An 18083-nucleotide genomic window follows, 5' to 3' on the forward strand; every position below is an offset into this window, starting at 1 on the left:
AACCGGACCTACGGGCGCGGGCGGGCCCCGCGCACGTCACCCTGGCGGCGGCGCAGCGTACGGCGCACCGCGATGAGCTTGCCGGTGTCACGGGAGTTCGTGGCCTTGGTCGTCAGGCGCGAGCGCAGCTTGCTGGACTGGATGGCCCGCAGGACCGCGATCTGGTTGAAGCCGATCTTGGTCAGATAACGGTGCGGCTCGCGCGAGTGGACCGGGATCGCCGCCACGACGATCTCGCAGTTGTTGTCCTCGCCGTAGCTCGCGGCCGCCGACAGCAGCGTCGAGGCGACCGACTTGCGCCGGAAGCGGGGCGAGACCTGGATCTCCGTCACGACAAGGACGCGGGTGAGGTTGATCGGGGTCAAGGTGCCGATGTCGCACACCGTGGCGCCGACGATCTCGCCCTCGACCAGCGCGACGATGATGCGCTTGTCAGGTCGCGTGAACGACAGGTCGAGGGCGGCCGAGGCCTCGGCAATGCCCGGCTGTCGCCACAAGGACTGCTGGGTGAACGCCTCGGAGCCCTCGTCGACGCTCGCGCCCGCGCACTCGGTCCACAGGTCGATGAGCGCTGCCGCGTCCTCGCGGTCGGCGTCCCTCAGGATGATGTGCGGTCGGGCCGACATATGCCGTTCCTGCCTCTCGTCCTGGACGTCCTGCGCCCCCAGCGGGCCAAACTGACACACTACGCGCTGGGCTGGAACATCGTGTCCGGTTGAACACTCAATCGTCGAGGGAGACCCTACATGTTCGTCGGGTACGGCACCGCCACCAATGTCGTGGCCGTGCTCGCAGGCTCGGGTCTCGGTCTCCTGATCGGCCACCGGCTCAGCCCTCACGTGCGTACGACGGTCACGGCCGCCCTCGGCCTGGTGACCCTGCTCATCGCCGCGCAGGCCGCGATGGAGGTGTCCTCCTCCGACCTGAGCGACGCCGTCGGCACCAGCGCCCCGATGCTCATCGTCCTGGGCGCATTGGTGCTCGGCGGGATCGCCGGATCGTTCCTGCGCCTCGAGGACCGCCTCGAGGCATTCGGCGGCGTCCTGCAGCGACGACTGACCCGCGGGGACGCCGGCGAGGGGCGCGAGCGGTTCATCGAGGGCTTCGTGATCAGCTCGCTGGTCTTCTGCGTGGGCCCGCTGACGATCCTCGGCTCGATCAACGAGGGTCTCGGCAACGGCGCCGACCAGCTCCTGCTCAAGTCGACGCTGGACGCGTTCGCGGCGCTCGCGTTCGCGGCCTCGTTCGGCATCGGGGTCATGGCCTCGGCCGTGTCGGTCCTGGTGATCCAGGGATCGCTGACCGTGCTGGGCGCAGTCCTCGGCTCGTTCCTGCCCGACGCGCACCTCGTCGCCCTGACCGCGACCGGAGGCCTGATCCTGATCGGCGTCGCCCTGCGGTTGCTGGACATCAAGGCCATCGCGGTGGCTGACCTGCTGCCTGCACTCGTGGTGGCGCCGATTCTGTGCCAGATTGCTATCGCAGTTCACTGAGACAGCACCCGCGCAGTGCACTGAGACAGCACCCGCCCGTAACGAAACCCAACTGTTACCTCATTCCCCACTTTGACCCCGCGGGTGACGCCTTGTTGTGGCTATAGTCCAGAGACCGACAAGCACCACCCCCGGTAAGCCGACAGGAGTTCATGCGTGCGATTGCGACTCGCGGCCCTACTAGCAGCAGCACTGGGGACGTCTCTCCTCCTCGTGCCCGCCTCGGCATCGGCCGAGACGACCCCCACCCCCACCACCCCCGCACCGACCGGCGCCGCACCCGATCAGAACCCGATCGTGGAGGGCGCCAACATCACGGTGACGCTGAAGGACCTCAAGGGCGGCGATGGTGAACCCACCCCGATCCCCGGCGTCTCGTTGACGGTGTTCAAGGACAGCAAGACCGGTGAGGAGCAGGGCACCCAGACCACCGACCAGACCGGCCGGGTCAGCATCGGCATCCCCGGCAACGGCACCTACGTCGTCGTGCTCGACCCGCAGACGCTGCCCCAGGGCGTCAAGCTGAGCGGTGCCGGCGAGACGACCAAGACCGTCCAGGTCAAGCTCGCCTCGTCCAACTTCGTGCAGTTCCAGATCGGCGCCCTCGTGGTCGAGAAGGCCTCCAAGGCCAGCCAGATCATCGACGGCACCCGGTCGGGCATCATCAAGGGCCTGCTGATCGCCCTCGCCGCCCTCGGCCTGTCGCTCATCTTCGGCACCACCGGGCTGACCAACTTCGCGCACGGCGAGCTCATCACGCTCGGTGCGATCACGACGTACATCTTCAACCAGGGCGCCGGGCTACCCGTGATCCTGGCCGGCGTGTGCGCGGTGATCGTGTGTGCGATCTTCGGCTACCTGCAGGACAGGGGGCTGTGGCGACCACTACGGCATCGCGGCACCGGACTGATCGCCATGATGATCGTGTCGATCGGCCTCGCCGTGTTCATGCGCAGCATCTTCCAGTACGGCTTCGGCGGGTCCACCCGCACGCTGTCGGAGTACGTCGTGCAGGGCCGACAGAGCTACGGCCCGATCGACCTGTCGAACAAGGAGATCGCGATCCTCATCGTCACGATCGTGACGATCGCGGTCACCTGCATCGCCCTGATGCGTACCCGCCTCGGCAAGGCGATGCGAGCGGTCTCCGACAACCCGGCACTGTCGGCGTCCTCGGGCATGCGCGTCGACGGGGTCATCTCGGCGGTGTGGGTGCTCGGCACCGCACTGACCGGCCTGGCCGGCGTGCTCCTCGCGGTGCAGGAGCAGGTCAAGTTCCAGATGGGATTCGACCTTCTGCTCCTCGTCTTCGCGGGCGTCACCCTCGGCGGCCTCGGGACGATCTGGGGAGCGCTGGTCGGCTCGCTGATCATCGGCCTGATGGTCGAGCTCGGACCGGTCTTCGGTGTGCCTGCCTCGATCAAGGAGGTCGGCGCGCTCGTCGTGCTGATCCTGATCCTTCTCGTCAGGCCTCAAGGCATCCTCGGCAAAGCCCAGCGGATCGGATAGGGCACCCTCATGGATTTCGGAACCATCATCGACGCCGCCTTCTCGGCGGCATTCGGACCGCAGGCCATCGTCTTCGCACTCGCCGCGATCGGCCTCAACGTCCACTTCGGCTACACCGGTCTGCTGAACTTCGGCCAGGCCGGCTTCATGGCGATCGCCGCCTTCGGCCTCGCCGTCAGCGTCGTCACCTGGGATCTGCCGTTCCTGCTGGGCATCGTCATCGGTCTGCTCGGCGCGGTCGTCCTCGCCCTCATCCTCGGCGTGCCGACCCTGCGCCTGCGGGCCGACTACCTCGCGATCGTGACGATCGCGTCGTCGGAGATCCTGCGGCTCATCTTCGGCGCGGTCGAGTTCAAGAGCACGTTCGGGGGCTCCAACGGCCTCAACGGCTTCGTGGGCCCCTACCAGAAGCTCAACCCGTACGACGACGGGCTGAGCCTCGGCGTCGTGTCGTTCAGCCGCAACGACCTCTGGTCGATCACGGTCGGGTGGACGCTCGTCGCGATCTCGTGCCTCATCGTGTGGGCGCTCATGCGCAGCCCGTGGGGACGTGTACTCAAGTCGATCCGTGAGGACGAGGACGCCGTGCGCTCGCTCGGCAAGAACGTCTTCGCCTACAAGATGCAGGCGCTCGTCCTCGGTGGCGTGTTCGGCGGCATCGCCGGCATCTTCCACATCCTCAAGCAGGGCTCGGCCGTGCCGACCGACTTCAACACCACCTTCACCTTCTACGCGTACGCTGCCCTGCTCATCGGTGGCGCCGCGCGGGTGCTCGGCCCGGTCGTCGGCTCGATGCTCTTCTGGTTCCTCATCGCGGGCATCGGCTCGTTCTTCAGCGAGGCGACCAAGGGCACCAACCCCGTGATCCCCAGCTGGATCATGGAGCCCGACCAGGCCAGCCTCATCCGCCTCATCCTTCTTGGACTGGGCCTCATGCTGCTGATGATCTTCCGACCCCAGGGGATCTTCGGCGACCGAAGGGAGATCGCAATCGATGGCCGCTGAACTCAGTGGGGCCAGTGGATCGCTCGCTGGTGTCTCCAACGAACCCGGGGCCTCCAAGCCCGACCCGATCATCAAGGGCAGCAACATCACCCGCACGTTCGGCGGCCTCAAGGCCGTCGACGTCGAGAAGATCGAGATCCAGCGCGGCGTCATCACCGCTCTCATCGGTCCCAACGGTGCCGGCAAGACGACGCTGTTCAACCTGCTGACCGGCTTCGACGAGCCCGACAGCGGCGAGTGGACGTTCAACGGCACCTCGCTCGGCAAGGTGCCGGCCTACAAGGTCGCCCGCCTCGGCATGGTCCGCACGTTCCAGCTGACCAAGGTGCTCGCCAAGCTCACGGTCATCGAGAACATGCGGCTCGGCGCCAAGGGCCAGCGCGGCGAGAAGTTCCTCTCCGCGGCGTTCAAGTCGCTGTGGAAGTCGCAGGAGGACGAGAACACCAAGCGGGCCGACGCGCTGCTCGAGCGCTTCAAGCTCGACGCCAAGCGCGAGGACTTCGCCGGCTCGCTGTCGGGCGGCCAGCGCAAGCTGCTGGAGATGGCGCGCGCTCTCATGGTCGACCCCGAGCTGATCATGCTCGACGAGCCCATGGCCGGCGTGAACCCGGCCCTCAAGCAGTCGCTGCTCGGCCACGTGAAGTCGCTGCGCGACGAGGGACGCACCGTCCTGTTCGTCGAGCACGACATGGACATGGTCCGCGACATCTCCGACTGGGTCATCGTCATGGCGCAGGGGCAGATCGTCGCCGAGGGCACCCCCCAGTCGGTCATGGCCGATCAGCGGGTCATCGACGCGTACCTGGGCGCCCACCACGACACCGACATCACCGAGATCGACGTCTCGGAGCTCGAGCAGGAGGCTGAGGCCGAGCTCGAGGCCGAGGCCGCCGAGGAGAAGAAGCCATGACTGACTCCCCCACCACCATGTCCGAGCGCGAGAAGCACCTCGCCAATGCCGACGGGGCCGTGCTGCGCGCGGACAACCTGATCGCGGGCTACCTGCCGGGGGTCAACATCCTCAACGGCGCGGACCTGTACTGCCAGCCCGGCGAGCTCGTCGGCATCATCGGCCCCAACGGCGCCGGCAAGTCGACGCTGCTGAAGGCGCTGTTCGGCCTGGTCAAGGTCCACGAGGGCTCGGTCAAGCTCAAGGGTGACGACATCACCAACCAGCGTGCCGACCAGCTCGTCACCAAGGGCATCGGCTTCGTCCCGCAGACCGAGAACGTCTTCCCGAGCCTCACGATCGAGGAGAACCTCGAGATGGGCTGCTACCAGGACCCCAAGCGGTTCACCGAGCGCTTCGGATTCGTGACCGACCTGTTCCCGCGGCTCGGCGAGCGTCGCAAGCAGCGCGCCGGGCAGCTGTCCGGTGGTGAGCGTCAGATGGTGGCGATGGGACGCGCCCTGATGATGGACCCGTCCGTGCTGCTGCTCGACGAGCCGTCCGCAGGTCTGTCACCGGTGCTCCAGGACGAGGTGTTCGTGCAGACGCGCAACATCAACAAGGCCGGCGTCTCGATCGTCATGGTCGAGCAGAACGCTCGCCGCTGCCTGCAGATCTGCGACCGCGGCTACGTCCTCGACCACGGCACCAACGCGTACTCCGGCACGGGACGCTCGCTGGCCAACGACCCCAAGGTCATCGAGCTCTACCTCGGCACCCTGGGCCAGAACGCCGACTGACCCAAGCGCCCACGAGTCACGCACGGACGCCGACGAGTCACGCACGGACGCTCAGGAGTCACGTACGGACGCTGAGAAGTCACCACCAGCGGGCGATCGGCGTCATGCCGAGCAGCTCGCCGACCCCGCGCTCGAACGCGGGGTCGACCCCGAAGACCTGCTCGTACCGCACGATCACGAACCGATAGCCCATGGCGATGAGCAGACGGCGACGTTCCTCGTCGTGCACGTCGTCGGGGTCCGCGGTGTGGAACTCGCGGCCGTCGTACTCGACGGCGATGCGGCGACGGACATAGGCCAGGTCGAGGAAGCGCTGCAGCCCCGCTGCGTCCGCCACCTCGACCTGTGCCTGCGGCCGCGGGAAACCCGCATCGGTCAGTCGGAGCCGGGTCCAGGACTCCCCCGGACTGGCCGACTTGGGCTCGATCAGCTGAGCCAGCACGCGTGCCTGGCGAATGCCGCGATATCCCTTGAGCCGCGCCACGTACGCCCGGACGTCCATCGGACGGACCAGTCCGGCGTGCGCCATGGCGTCGGCCGAGGCCATCGCGTACGGGCGCCACTGCTTGCGCAGGAGATCGGACGTCGTCCGCAGCGGGTGGGTCACCGCGAGGCCGCCGACCTCGAGCACGTCCTCGTCGTCGATCAGCGCTTGCCGGCAGGCGAGACCTTCGACGCGCGTGCGGCCTCGCCCGTGCGGGACGACCCACTGCGGCTCGAACCGGTGCCGGTCCGACGGTTTGTACGCGTCGACGCCCCAGATCCACGCCGCCGTCTCGTCGGACACGACTGCGTGTGCCGGGACGACCAGCCGGGCCGCCTCGACGCGTAGCTCGCGCGAGTCCTCGGCGCGCGCATCAACGTAGACCCGATCGATGAGCCGGACGATGTGGCCGTCGGCGAACGCTGCACGGAAGGCGGTGTCGGACAATCCAACCGCGCCGTGGTCGCGGTAGAGGAAGGGCTGGCCTGCGTTGATGAGGGTCGTGGTCTCCATGGGGTCATCGAACGCCTGTTGCGCCCGGTTGTCCCCCGGCTGTCCACAGGTCACCGCTTCGTGACTCGCCGGCGCCCGTACGCGACTCGCCGGCGTCCGTACGCGACTCGCCGGCGTCCGTACGCGACTCGCCGGCGTCCGTACGTGACTCGTGGGCGGGTCGGCGGGTGGGGACGGCAGAGGGCCCCGGTGCCGAAGCACCGGGGCCCTCTTGAAGTGGCTGAGGAGTCAGCGACCTCGGTCGATCAGATGTTGCCCGCGATGTACTTGATGGGCTCGATCTTGTTCTTGCCGTCGTACTCGTAGATGCCGATCGAGGCGGCCGTGGGGCTGCCCGTCTCGCCGAGCTCGATCGGACCGGAGACACCGTCGTAGTCGATGTCGGTCTTCGGGTCATCCTTCAGCAGCGCGGCGCACGCCTCGAACGAGTCGCACTTCTCGCCGCCCTTGGTGACGTTCGGGATCTCCTTGGCGATCGCCTCGCCGGAGTCGTCGCCCGCGACGATGGCCGCGAGAGCCGACACGACGGTCGCGTCGTAGGACTCGGCCGAGTAGGCGTAATCCTTCAGCTTGGAGTTGACCGTGGCGAGACGGTCACGGAACTCCGTCTTGGCCTCAGCGCCCGGGATGGTGCCCTTGGTGCCCTTGAGCGTGCCGTCAGGCAGCGAAGCCGCGTCACCCTTGCCGTAGTTGGCCGTGTTGCCGTCGACGAAGTACGTCGAGACGTCCTGCGGGCCGGCGCCGGCCTGGATGAGCTTCGGGATGATCGTCGTGGTCTCCTCGAACGCGATGAGGAGCACGGCATCAGCCTTGGCGTTGGCGATCTCGGTGATCTGGCTGTCGCCGGGACCGGTCTTCTCGCTGTAGAGAACGCTGGCGGCGACGGTCGAACCGGCGTCCTTGAGGTTCTTGGTGACCTCCTTGGCGAGGGTCTCGCCGTACGCGTCCTGGCGGGCCAGGATCGCGACGTTCTGCTTTCCGTCCTCGATGAGGAGGTTGGCCAGAACCGCACCCTGCAGGATGTCGGACGGTGCCGTGCGGAAGTACAGGTCGGGCTTGGAGTAGTCACCCTCGTCGAAGTCGGTCGACGTGTTGGCGGGCGAGAACTGCACGACGCCGGCCGACATGATCTTGTCGATGACGGTCAGCGAGACACCCGAGGAGGCAGCACCGACGACGACGTCGGACTTGGCCTTGAGCAGCTTGTCGGTCTCGGCCGGGGCGATGCCCGAGTCGGTGTCACCGGAGTCGGCCTTGACGCCGACGACGTCCTTGCCGTTGACGCCACCGGCGGCGTTGATGTCCTTGATGGCCAGCTCGACACCCGCGAACTCCGGCGGGCCGAGGTACGCGAGGCTGCCGGTCTGCGGGAGCAGCTGACCGATGGTCAGTGTGCCGTCACCCTTGTTGGCAGGAGCGGACTCGGTCTTCTTGTCGCCGCCACCGTCGCTGTCGCTACCGCCACAGGCAGCGAGAACGAGAGCGCTCGTGACTGCAACTGCAGCCAGGCGAATCGTTGTGGTACTGCGTTTCATCAATCCTCCGGATGTGTAGAAAGCCCGTGGCCCGCGCCAGGGTGCGTACTCGTACGACAGAACCTAGTCTTGTTGACGCCTCTTTGGGTCAAGGTTCTGTAGCCGGTTGGTTAAGTCACCGTTTTGTAACCCACGCGGACCAATCCGTCCGGGGACCGCTCAGTCGGCCGTCTTCCCGAGTGCCGGGCCGTGGTCGATGACACCCTGAGCGACCTGCATCATCGTCAGACGCAGGTCCATCGCGGTGCGCTGGATCCAGCGGAACGCCTCGGGCTCGCTGATGTCCAGGGCCTCCTGCAGCAGGCCCTTGGCCCGCTCGACCGCCTTGCGGGTGGCCAGCTGATCGGTCAGGTCGCCGACCTCGCTCTCGAGCTGGCGGATCTCGGCGAAACGGCTGCGGGCCATCTCGATCGCGGGGACCAGGTCGGACTTCGTGAAGGGCTTGACGAGGTACGCCATCGCGCCCGCCTCCCGCGCGCGCTCCACCAGCTCGCGCTGGCTGAACGCGGTCAGCATGACGACCGGCGCGATCCGCTCCTGGGCGATCTGCGCCGCCGCCGCGATCCCGTCGAGCTTGGGCATCTTGACGTCCATCACGACGAGATCGGGCCGGTGCCGCAGGACGAGCTCGACCGCGGCCTCACCGTCACCGGCCTGGCCGACGACCTCGTAGCCCTCCTCGGCGAGCATCTCGGCAAGATCGAGGCGGATCAGCGCCTCGTCCTCGGCGATCACGACACGTGGCTGCGGGGACGATCCCGATGGGGGTGGCATGACGGTCACATGAGAAGGTTATACGGCCTCGTCGGAGGCAAGCCGAGTTGGCGGAATGGTAGACGCGACGGTCTCAAAAACCGTTGTCCGAAAGGGCGTGCGGGTTCGAGTCCCGCACTCGGCACAGTTGTCCGGACCTACTGCGTCATGCGCTCGGAGTATGCAGGTGTGACCCCGTTGATCGCATCGCCCATGTTGTGGATGCGCAGCGCGTTGGTCGAGCCGGGGATTCCCGGAGGCGCACCGGCCACGATGACGACCTGCTGTCCCTCGGTGCAGCGCTGGATCGCCAGCAGCGCCTTGTCGACCTGCAGGACCATGTCATCGGTGTGCTTGACCTCGGGCACCGTGAACGTCTCGATGCCCCAGCTCATCGCGAGCTGGCGGCGCACGAGCGGATCGGGCGTGAACGCGATCACCGGCACCCGCGAGCGGTAGCGCGTCATGCGCCGGGCGGAGTCGCCCGTGGTCGTGAACGCGACCACGAACCGGGCGTCCACGGCCTCGGCGACGTCGGACGCGGCCCGGCAGATGATCCCGCTCTTGGTGCGGGGACGCCACGTGAACGCCGCCATGCGCGGCAGCCCGTGGTCTTCGGTCGACTCGATGATGCGGGCCATCGTGTGCACCGTGTGGATGGGGTACTCCCCCACGCTGGTCTCACCGGACAGCATCACCGCGTCGGCGCCGTCGAGCACCGCGTTGGCGACGTCGGAGGCCTCGGCGCGGGTCGGGCGGGGCGCGGAGATCATCGACTCGAGCATCTGGGTCGCCACGATGACCGGCTTGGCGTTGCGGCGGGCCTTCTCCACGATGAGCTTCTGCACGATCGGGACGTCCTCGAGCGGCAGCTCGACGCCGAGGTCGCCGCGCGCGACCATCACGCCGTCGAAGGCGTCCATGATGCCGTCGAGGTTGTCGACCGCCTGGGGCTTCTCGATCTTGGCGATGACGGGGCGGTGGATGCCCTCCTCGATCATGATCTTGCGGACGTCCTCGTAGTCGTCCGCCGAGCGCACGAACGACAGCGCGATGAAGTCGACACCGAGTCGCAGCGCGAACCGCAGGTCGTCGACGTCCTTCTCGCTCATCGCCGGGACGCTGACCATGACGCCGGGCAGGTTGATGCCCTTGTTGTTGCTGACCGGCCCGGCGGTCTCGACCTCGCAGGTCACGTCGGTCGCGGTGACCGCCGTGGCACGCAGGCGCATGCGCCCGTCGTCGATGAGGATCTCGTCGCCGGCCTTCACGTCGCCCGGCAGGCCCTTGTACGTCGTGGAGCACCGCGAGTGGTCGCCCAGGATGTCGTCGGTCGTGATCGTGAACGTCGAGCCGACCTCGAGGTGGACCGGACCGTCGGCGAACCGGCCCAGACGGATCTTGGGACCCTGCAGGTCCGCGAGGATCGCGATCGCCTTGCCCGTGGTCTCGGCGGCCTCACGGACCCAGCCGAAGTTCTGCTCGTGGTCGGACTGGTCGCCGTGGCTCATGTTGAGCCGTGCGACGTCCATCCCGGCCTCGGCCAGCTTGAGGATCTTGAAGGCGTTGCCGACAGCAGGACCAAGGGTGCAGACGATCTTTGCTCTTCTCACATCTCCACAGTAGACATGCCGAGCGGTTACCGGCGAGTCAATTTTGTCGTTTCACACAACAAACTCAGAAAAGCCGGCAACCGCCCGTCTCAGACCGCCAGGGGACGTGCGTTCGGGGGGATCGGCGCCGGCAGGTTGGTCGACCCCGACAGGTACGCGTCGACGCCCGAGGCGGCCGAACGTCCCTCAGCGATGGCCCACACGATGAGCGACTGGCCGCGTCCCGCGTCTCCTGCGACGAACACGCCGTCCACGCTGGACATGTAGCGCTTGTCGCGCTTGACGTTGCCCCGCTCGTCGAGCTCGCAGCCGAGCTGGTCGACCAGACCCTCGGTCTGCGGGCCGGTGAAGCCCATCGCGAACAGCACGAGCTGCGCGGGCAGGTCACGCTCGGTGCCCTCGATCTCGGTGAGCTTGCCGTCGACGAACTCGACCTCGACCAGACGCAGGGCGCTCACGTGGCCGTTCTCGTCGCCGACGAACTCCTTGGTCGACACCGAATAGACGCGGTCGCCCGCCTCCTCGTGCGCGGAGGACACCCGGTACGTCATCGGGTAGGTCGGCCACGGCTGGTGGCCCGGACGCTCGGTGCCCGGGTTGGGCATGATCTCGAGCTGCGTGATCGACCGGGCGCCCTGGCGCACCGACGTGCCGAGGCAGTCGGCTCCGGTGTCGCCGCCACCGATGATGACGACGTCCTTGCCGGTCGCGACGATCTGGTCCTCGACCTCCTCGCCGAGGGCAACCCGGTTGGCCTGGGGCAGGAACTCCATGGCCTGGTGGATGCCGGCCAGCTCGCGGCCCGGGGCCGGGAGGTCGCGGCGCACGGTCGAGCCGATCGCCAGCACGACCGCGTCGTAACGATCGCGCAGCTGCGAGCCGGTCAGCGTGTCGCCGACCTGCACGCCCGTGCGGAAGACCGTTCCCTCGCGCTCCATCTGGTTGATGCGACGGTCGACGTGGACCTTCTCCATCTTGAACTCGGGGATGCCGTAGCGCAGCAGCCCGCCGGGCTTGTCGTCACGCTCGTAGACCGCGACGGTGTGCCCGGCCCGGGTCAGCTGCTGGGCGGCCGCGAGACCCGCGGGGCCGGAGCCCACCACGGCCACGGTCTTGCCGGTCAGCCACTCAGGAGCCTCGGGGCGGACCCGACGGTCGTCCCACGCCTTGTCGATGATCGAGACCTCGACGTTCTTGATCGTCACAGCGTCGCGGTTGATGCCCACGACGCACGCGGTCTCGCACGGCGCGGGGCACAGCCGTCCGGTGAACTCCGGGAAGTTGTTGGTCGCGTGCAGACGATCCAGCGCCTCGTCCCAGTCGTCGCGCCACACCAGGTCGTTCCACTCCGGGATCAGGTTGCCCAAGGGGCAGCCCGAGTGGCAGAACGGGATGCCGCAGTCCATGCAGCGCCCGGCCTGCTCGGTGATGATCGGGAGCAGTGCCCGGCCCGGACCGCCCGGATAGACCTCGTTCCAGTCCTTGACCCGCTCCTCGACGGGACGGCGCTGCGCGACCTGGCGCGGAGTCGTGATGAAACCTCTGGGATCAGCCACGTGCGGCCACCTCCATCATGCGTGCTGTGGTGTCTTCCTCGGACAGGCCCTCGGCCTCTGCGGCGGCGCGCGCCTCCAGGACCAGCCGGTAGTTGACCGGCATGATCTCGGTGAATCTCGTCAATGACTGCTCCCAGTGGGCGAGCAGCTGCTCGGCCACGACCGAGCCGGTCTCCTCCTGATGCTTGCGCACCAAGCGTTCGAGCTCGACCGCCGTGGCCTCGGGCACGGGCCGGGTCTCGACCATGTCGCGGTTGACCAGGTCCTCGTCGAGATCGAGCACGTACGCCGATCCGCCGCTCATGCCGGCCGCGACGTTGCGTCCGGTCGGGCCGAGGATGACGACCCGGCCACCCGTCATGTACTCGAGCGCGTGGTCGCCCACGCCCTCCACGACCGCGCTGGCGCCGGAGTTGCGGACGCAGAAGCGCTCGCCGACCCGTCCGCGCAGGAAGATCTCGCCCCCCGTCGCGCCGAAGCCGATGACGTTGCCGGCCACGATCTGTGCCTCGGCGGTGAACTGGACGTCGCGCGGGGGCCGCACCACGATGCGTCCGCCCGACAGGCCCTTGCCGACGTAGTCGTTGCCGTCGCCCTCGAGGCGCAGCGTGATGCCCTTGGGCACGAACGCACCGAAGGACTGGCCCGCCGAGCCGAGGAACGTGAGGTCGATCGTGTTCTCGGGCAGGCCCTCGCCGCGGTAGCGCTTGGTCACCTCATGGCCCAGCATCGTGCCGACCGTGCGGTTGACGTTGCGGATCTCGACCTGCGCGCGGACCGGCTCGCCCCGCTCGAGCGCATCGGCGCTGAGCGCGATGAGCTCATTGTCGAGCGCACGGTCCAGGGCGTGGTCCTGGCTCGTCGTGCAGTGCCGCGACGCACCCTCGGGCAGCTCCGGCACGTGGAAGATCGGCGTCAGGTCCAGGCCCTCGGCCTTCCAGTGGTGCACCGCGCGGTTGGTGTCGATGACCTCGGCGTGACCGACGGCCTCCTCGATCGAGCGGAAGCCCAGTGCGGCGAGGTGCTCGCGCACCTCCTGCGCGATGTACGTGAAGAAGTTGACGAGGTACTCGGCCTTGCCGGAGTACTTCTCGCGCAGCGCCTTGTTCTGCGTCGCGACGCCCACGGGGCAGGTGTCGAGGTGGCAGACCCGCATCATGATGCAGCCGCTGACGACCAGCGGGGCGGTCGCGAAGCCGAACTCCTCGGCACCGAGCAGCGCCGCGATGACGACGTCCCGACCGGTCTTGAGCTGGCCGTCGGCCTGCACGACGATACGGTCACGCAGTCCGTTGAGCAGCAGCGTCTGCTGCGTCTCGGCGAGGCCGAGCTCCCACGGTCCGCCCGCGTGCTTGAGCGACGTCAGCGGGGACGCGCCCGTGCCGCCGTCGTGTCCCGAGACCAGCACGACGTCCGCCTTGGCCTTCGAGACGCCGGCCGCGACCGTGCCGACGCCGACCTCGGACACGAGCTTGACGTGCACGCGTGCCGACGGGTTGGCGTTCTTGAGGTCGTGGATGAGCTGCTTGAGGTCCTCAATGGAGTAGATGTCGTGGTGCGGCGGCGGCGAGATGAGGCCGACGCCGGGCGTCGAGTGACGGGTCCGGGCGACCCACGGGTAGACCTTGGGTCCGGGCAGCTGGCCGCCCTCGCCGGGCTTGGCGCCCTGCGCCATCTTGATCTGGATGTCGTCGGCGTTCGTCAGGTACTCCGACGTCACGCCGAACCGTCCCGACGCGACCTGCTTGATCGCCGAGCGACGCTCGGGGTCGTACAGGCGCTCGGGGTCCTCGCCGCCCTCGCCCGTGTTGGACTTGGCGCCGAGGCGGTTCATCGCGATCGCGAGGGTCTCGTGCGCCTCCTGGCTGATCGACCCGTAGGACATCGCACCGGTGGAGAAGCGCTTGACGATCTCCGAGACCGGCTCGACCTCGTCGATCGGGATCGGCGGACGGAGCCCGGCGCGGCCCTGCTCGTGCGGCAGGGCGAACAGACCGCGCAGCGTCATGAGCCGCTCGGACTGGTCGTCGACGCGGGAGGTGTACTGCTTGAAGATCTCGTACGAGCCCGTGCGTGTCGAGTGCTGCAGGCGGAAGACCGTCTCGGGGTCGAACAGGTGCTCAGGACCCTGCCGGCGCCACTGGTACTCGCCGCCCACCTCGAGGTGGCGACGCGTGCCGGAGATGCCGCTGACCGGGTACGCCGTGAGGTGGCGTGCACGGACCTCCTGCGCGAGGACGTCCAGGCCGACGCCACCGAGCTTGGAGGACGTGCCGGTGAAGTAGGCCTCGATGACGTCGTGCGACAGGCCGACGGCCTCGAAGATCTGCGCGCCGGTGTAGGACGCGACCGTCGAGACGCCGATCTTGCTCATGACCTTCAGGACGCCCTTGCCCAGGCCGTAGACGACGTTGCGCAGGGCCTGGCCCGGGGCGACGCCCTCGACGAAGACCTTCTCGCGGGCGAGGTCCTCGGCGGTCTCGAGCACGAGGTAGGGGTTGACCGCGGTCGCGCCGTAGCCGATGAGCAGCGCGACGTGGTGCACCTCGCGGACGTCACCGGCCTCGATGATCAGGCCGGCCTGGGTGCGGAGCTTCTCGCGCACCATGTGGTGGTGCACCGCGCCGGTCAGCAGCAGCGACGGGATCGGGGCGAGATCGGCGTTGGAGTGCCGGTCGGACAGCACGATGATGCGGGCACCGTCGGCGATCGCGCGGGAGACCTCGTCGCAGATCTCGGCGAGCTTGGCGCGCAGCGCCTCTCCCCCGCCGTGCACGTCGTACAGGCCGCGGACGACGTGGACCGAGAAGCCCGGCATGTCGCCGTCCTTGTTCATGTGCCGGATCTTGGCCAGCTCGTCGTTGTCGAGCACCGGGAACGGCAGCTGCAACATGCGGCACGACGCGGGGCTCGGCGCGAGCAGGTTGCGCTCGGGGCCGATCGTGCCCGCGAGCGACGTGACGACCTCCTCGCGGATCGCGTCCAGCGGCGGGTTCGTCACCTGCGCGAAGAGCTGCGAGAAGTAGTCGAACAGCTGGCGGGGGCGGTCCGAGATCGCCGCGATGGGCGTGTCGGTGCCCATCGAGCCGATCGCCTCGGCACCGGTGCGGGCCATCGGCGCGATGAGGATGCGCAGCTCCTCCTCGGTGTACCCGAAGACCTGCTGACGACGGGTGACGGAGGCGTGCGTGTGGACGATGTGCTCGAGATCGGGCAGGTCCTCGAAGCGGACCAGTCCGGAGTAGAGCCACTCGTCGTACGGGTGCTCGGACGCGAGCGCGCCCTTGATCTCCTCGTCCTCGATGATGCGGTGCTCGTCGAGGTCGAGCAGGAACATCTTGCCCGGCTCGAGGCGACCCTTGCGGACGATCGTCTTCTGGTCGATGTCGAGGACGCCCGCCTCGGACGCGAGCACGACCAGGCCGTCGTCGGTGACCCAGTAGCGGCCCGGGCGCAGGCCGTTGCGGTCGAGGACCGCACCGATCTGGGTGCCGTCGGTGAAGCACACCGCGGCGGGGCCGTCCCAGGCCTCCATGACCGAGGAGTGGAACTCGTAGAACGCCCGGCGGGCCGGGTCCATGTCGGTGTCGTTCTCCCAGGCCTCGGGGATCATCATCATGACCGCGTGCGGGAGGGACCGCCCGCCCAGGTGCAGCAGCTCGAGCACCTCGTCGAGCGAGGCGGTGTCGCTGCCGTGGGGATCGCAGATCGGGAACAGCCGCTGCATGTCGCCGGGGATCAGGTCGCTCTCCAGCAGCGCCTCGCGGGCGCGCATCCAGTTGCGGTTGCCGCGCGCGGTGTTGATCTCACCGTTGTGGGCCACGAAGCGGAACGGGTGCGCGAGCGGCCAGCTGGGGAAGGTGTTGGTCGAGAACCGGCTGTGCACGATCGCGAGCGCGGACTCCATGCGCTTGTCGAGCAGGTCGGGGAAGAAGCCCTCGAGCTGATCGGTCGTGAGCATGCCCTTGTAGACCAGGGTGCGGCTCGACAGCGACGGGAAGTAGACGCCCAGCTCGTGCTCGACGCGCTTGCGCAGCCCGTACGCCGCGCGGTCGAGGGCGATGCCGCTGAGCGGCTCGCCCGCGGACTCCAGGAACAGCAGGGCGAACGAGGGCATAGCGCCGCGCGACATCGAGCCGAGGATCTCGGGGTTGACCGGGACGTCGCGCCAGCCGAGGACCGTGAGGTTCTCCTCCACGGCGATCGCCTCGACCGCGGAGCGCGCCTCGGCGGCGGTGTCGGGGTCGACGGGCAGGAAGGCCATGCCGCACGCGTACGAGCCGAGCTCGGGCAGCTCGACGCCGCCGACTGCGCGCAGGAACCGGTCGGGGACCTGGATCAGGATGCCCGCGCCGTCACCGGTGTCGGGCTCACCGCCGACCGCACCTCGGTGGTCGAGGTTGCGCAGGGCGGTCAGTCCCTTGTCGACGATGTCGTTGCTCGGGACGCCGGTCAGCGTCGCGACGAAGGCGACTCCGCACGCGTCGTGCTCGTTGGCGGGGTCGTACAGACCCTGCGCAGCGGGGAGCGTCGACAGCGGCGCGAACGGCAGCTTCTGCACGGACTGGGGCTGGGCACGCATGCTGGGGCCCTTTCTCACGTCATCGATGGTCACGAAAAGTTCGTACCGGGGACGACATTGGCCTCGGACAGCATCACAAGATTACACACCCGCCCGGGTGCGCGCGAAGCGGCTGCCCCCGGCGGGGGCAGCCGCCGGCTCAGACGGTCTTGACGATGTAGACGTCGCAGGGCGCGTGGTGGGCCACGTCGGTGGCGACGCTTCCCAGGATGCGACCGATCCCCTGCACGCGCCGGTTGCCGACCACGATGAGATCGGCGCCGATGTCCTTGGCGACCTGCACCAGGGCGTCGCCGGGCTTGCCGTGAGCGAGGCCCACGTGGACCTCGGCGGTGATGCCCGACAGCGAGCTCGCGACCTCGGCCGCGATGGCCTCCGCACGCTCGCCCGGCGTCAGCAGACGGACGTCGCCCATGACGACCTCGTCCTCCGTCCGGGTCCTCTCGTCGACTGCGGTCACGACGTGGAGACGGGCGCCGGTGGCGGCAGCGAGCTCGGCGGCGGTCTGTGCGGCCTGACGGGCGCTGTCGCTTCCGTCGACTCCGACGAGAATGGTCTTCGGCATGGGTCCTCCTCAGGGTGGGACCCCACCCTATCGAGACAATCGGTCAGCCGAGCGACGCACCGACCCCCTCGCCGATGAGGTACGTCAGTCCGGCAGCGGCGCCGCCGAGCACGAGCTGTCGGAGCCCGCCGTACCACCACGTCCGCGAGGTCACCCGGGTCACGAGGGCGCCGCACCCGAACAGGCCGAGCAGCGACAGCACGATCGCGGGCCAGGCGCTCTCGATGCCGACGAGATAGGACAGCAGCGGGATGAGCGCGCCCACCGCGAAGGCGAAGAAGGACGAGACGGCTGCGAGCCTCGGCGAGGCCAGCTCGTCGGTGTCGACCCCGAGCTCCTCCCGTGCGTGGACCTTGAGGGCCCGTTCGGGATCGTCGTGGATCTCCTTGGCGATCGCGCGGGCGAGCTCCTCGTCGACCCCGTTGTCGACGAACACCGCCGCGAGCTCGGCCTCCTCCGCCGCCCGGTTCAGCCGGATCTCGTCGCGCTCGATCTCGACCTGGGCGAGGGCGAGCTCACGCTGGCTCGCGACCGAGGTGTACTCCCCCGCCGCCATCGAGAACGCTCCGGCGGCCAGTCCCGCGAGCCCGGCCAGGACCACGGGCTGGGTGCCGGACTCGGCGGTGCCGCCCACCACGCCCATCATCAGGGCGAAGTTGGAGACCAGCCCGTCCATCGCGCCGAACACCGCCGGTCGCAGCCATCCGCCGTTGACGTCGGGGTGCTCGTGCCCGACCTGCCCGGGATCCGGCAGCGGTGCTGGGTCATCGGTCATGGTCCGACGCT

Annotated in this window: 14 protein-coding genes and 1 tRNA gene; 6 read left to right on the forward strand and 9 right to left on the reverse strand. The window is 68.5% G+C overall.

Annotated elements, in window-relative coordinates; translation table 11 throughout:
* Positions 1-8 precede the first annotated feature (8 nt).
* Positions 9-626 (reverse strand): GNAT family N-acetyltransferase, encoded by a 618-nt coding sequence (locus GEV27_RS11310; protein WP_153652430.1) that lies wholly within the window; start codon positions 624-626, stop codon positions 9-11.
* A 120-nt stretch (positions 627-746) separates the two neighbouring features.
* On the opposite strand from GEV27_RS11310, the gene GEV27_RS11315 reads away from it, so the two are divergent.
* The 5 genes from GEV27_RS11315 to GEV27_RS11335 all read left to right on the forward strand — a co-directional run bounded on the left by GEV27_RS11315 (position 747) and on the right by GEV27_RS11335 (position 5696).
* Positions 747-1493 carry a DUF554 domain-containing protein gene (locus GEV27_RS11315; RefSeq protein WP_153652429.1) on the forward strand — a complete coding sequence of 249 codons (747 nt, stop codon included), beginning with the start codon at positions 747-749 and terminating at the stop codon, positions 1491-1493.
* A 213-nt stretch (positions 1494-1706) separates the two neighbouring features.
* Positions 1707-3002 (forward strand): branched-chain amino acid ABC transporter permease, encoded by a 1296-nt coding sequence (locus GEV27_RS11320; RefSeq protein WP_208430838.1) that lies wholly within the window; start codon positions 1707-1709, stop codon positions 3000-3002.
* Positions 3003-3011: 9 nt separating this feature from the next.
* Positions 3012-4007 (forward strand): branched-chain amino acid ABC transporter permease, encoded by a 996-nt coding sequence (locus tag GEV27_RS11325; protein WP_153652428.1) that lies wholly within the window; start codon positions 3012-3014, stop codon positions 4005-4007.
* Complete coding sequence (locus tag GEV27_RS11330; protein ID WP_153934344.1) at positions 3997-4917, forward strand: ABC transporter ATP-binding protein; 921 nt, start codon at positions 3997-3999, stop codon at positions 4915-4917. Before GEV27_RS11325 ends, GEV27_RS11330 begins: the two co-directional genes overlap by 11 nt.
* Entirely contained in the window at positions 4914-5696 is a 783-nt protein-coding gene (locus GEV27_RS11335) for an ABC transporter ATP-binding protein (RefSeq protein WP_153652426.1), read from the forward strand. The genes GEV27_RS11330 and GEV27_RS11335 overlap by 4 nt, the downstream gene beginning before the upstream one ends.
* Positions 5697-5775: 79 nt before the next feature.
* Here the strand turns inward: GEV27_RS11335 and GEV27_RS11340 are convergent, their stop codons facing one another.
* From GEV27_RS11340 to GEV27_RS11350, 3 genes are all read right to left on the reverse strand, one after another.
* Positions 5776-6693, reverse strand: coding sequence for a hypothetical protein (locus GEV27_RS11340; protein ID WP_153934346.1), 918 nt, complete (start codon positions 6691-6693; stop codon positions 5776-5778).
* A gap of 245 nt (positions 6694-6938) precedes the next feature.
* Positions 6939-8228, reverse strand: coding sequence for an ABC transporter substrate-binding protein (locus GEV27_RS11345; RefSeq protein WP_153911452.1), 1290 nt, complete (start codon positions 8226-8228; stop codon positions 6939-6941).
* A 159-nt stretch (positions 8229-8387) separates the two neighbouring features.
* Entirely contained in the window at positions 8388-9002 is a 615-nt protein-coding gene (locus GEV27_RS11350) for an ANTAR domain-containing response regulator (protein WP_153655001.1), read from the reverse strand.
* A 41-nt stretch (positions 9003-9043) separates the two neighbouring features.
* Between GEV27_RS11350 and GEV27_RS11355 the strand changes: the two genes are divergently transcribed.
* Positions 9044-9126, forward strand: a tRNA-Leu gene (locus GEV27_RS11355).
* Between the two features lie 13 nt (positions 9127-9139).
* On the opposite strand, the gene pyk is transcribed toward GEV27_RS11355, so the two are convergent.
* The 5 genes from pyk to GEV27_RS11380 form a co-directional block, all read right to left on the reverse strand.
* Positions 9140-10594 (reverse strand): pyruvate kinase, encoded by a 1455-nt coding sequence (gene pyk / locus GEV27_RS11360; RefSeq protein WP_309222197.1) that lies wholly within the window; start codon positions 10592-10594, stop codon positions 9140-9142.
* A gap of 89 nt (positions 10595-10683) precedes the next feature.
* Entirely contained in the window at positions 10684-12150 is a 1467-nt protein-coding gene (locus GEV27_RS11365; protein WP_153652422.1) for a glutamate synthase subunit beta, read from the reverse strand.
* A complete protein-coding gene (gene gltB / locus GEV27_RS11370) occupies positions 12143-16732 on the reverse strand; it encodes a glutamate synthase large subunit (protein WP_153934348.1) in 4590 nt (1529 codons plus the stop codon). Before gltB ends, GEV27_RS11365 begins: the two co-directional genes overlap by 8 nt.
* Before the next feature lie 139 nt (positions 16733-16871).
* Entirely contained in the window at positions 16872-17297 is a 426-nt protein-coding gene (locus tag GEV27_RS11375; protein ID WP_153652421.1) for a universal stress protein, read from the reverse strand.
* Between the two features lie 43 nt (positions 17298-17340).
* The gene (locus tag GEV27_RS11380) at positions 17341-18072 is read right to left on the reverse strand and encodes a VIT1/CCC1 transporter family protein (RefSeq protein WP_153911454.1); all 732 of its coding nucleotides are present in this window, start codon (positions 18070-18072) and stop codon (positions 17341-17343) included.
* Between the last annotated feature and the right edge of the window lie 11 nt (positions 18073-18083).

The sequence above is a fragment of the Aeromicrobium sp. S22 genome (assembly GCF_009661045.1).
Lineage (GTDB): Bacteria > Actinomycetota > Actinomycetes > Propionibacteriales > Nocardioidaceae > Aeromicrobium > Aeromicrobium yanjiei.

What these genes read in the sequence shown, in the direction of transcription:
- GEV27_RS11350 (WP_153655001.1), bottom strand. Translation starts at nt 9,002, where the DNA reads ATGCCACCCCCATCGGGATCGTCCCCGCAGCCACGTGTCGTGATCGCC.
- GEV27_RS11325 (WP_153652428.1), top strand. Translation starts at nt 3,012, where the DNA reads ATGGATTTCGGAACCATCATCGACGCCGCCTTCTCGGCGGCATTCGGA.
- gltB (WP_153934348.1), bottom strand. Translation starts at nt 16,732, where the DNA reads ATGCGTGCCCAGCCCCAGTCCGTGCAGAAGCTGCCGTTCGCGCCGCTG.
- GEV27_RS11315 (WP_153652429.1), top strand. Translation starts at nt 747, where the DNA reads ATGTTCGTCGGGTACGGCACCGCCACCAATGTCGTGGCCGTGCTCGCA.
- GEV27_RS11310 (WP_153652430.1), bottom strand. Translation starts at nt 626, where the DNA reads ATGTCGGCCCGACCGCACATCATCCTGAGGGACGCCGACCGCGAGGAC.
- GEV27_RS11375 (WP_153652421.1), bottom strand. Translation starts at nt 17,297, where the DNA reads ATGCCGAAGACCATTCTCGTCGGAGTCGACGGAAGCGACAGCGCCCGT.
- GEV27_RS11380 (WP_153911454.1), bottom strand. Translation starts at nt 18,072, where the DNA reads ATGACCGATGACCCAGCACCGCTGCCGGATCCCGGGCAGGTCGGGCAC.
- GEV27_RS11340 (WP_153934346.1), bottom strand. Translation starts at nt 6,693, where the DNA reads ATGGAGACCACGACCCTCATCAACGCAGGCCAGCCCTTCCTCTACCGC.
- GEV27_RS11335 (WP_153652426.1), top strand. Translation starts at nt 4,914, where the DNA reads ATGACTGACTCCCCCACCACCATGTCCGAGCGCGAGAAGCACCTCGCC.
- GEV27_RS11330 (WP_153934344.1), top strand. Translation starts at nt 3,997, where the DNA reads ATGGCCGCTGAACTCAGTGGGGCCAGTGGATCGCTCGCTGGTGTCTCC.
- GEV27_RS11345 (WP_153911452.1), bottom strand. Translation starts at nt 8,228, where the DNA reads ATGAAACGCAGTACCACAACGATTCGCCTGGCTGCAGTTGCAGTCACG.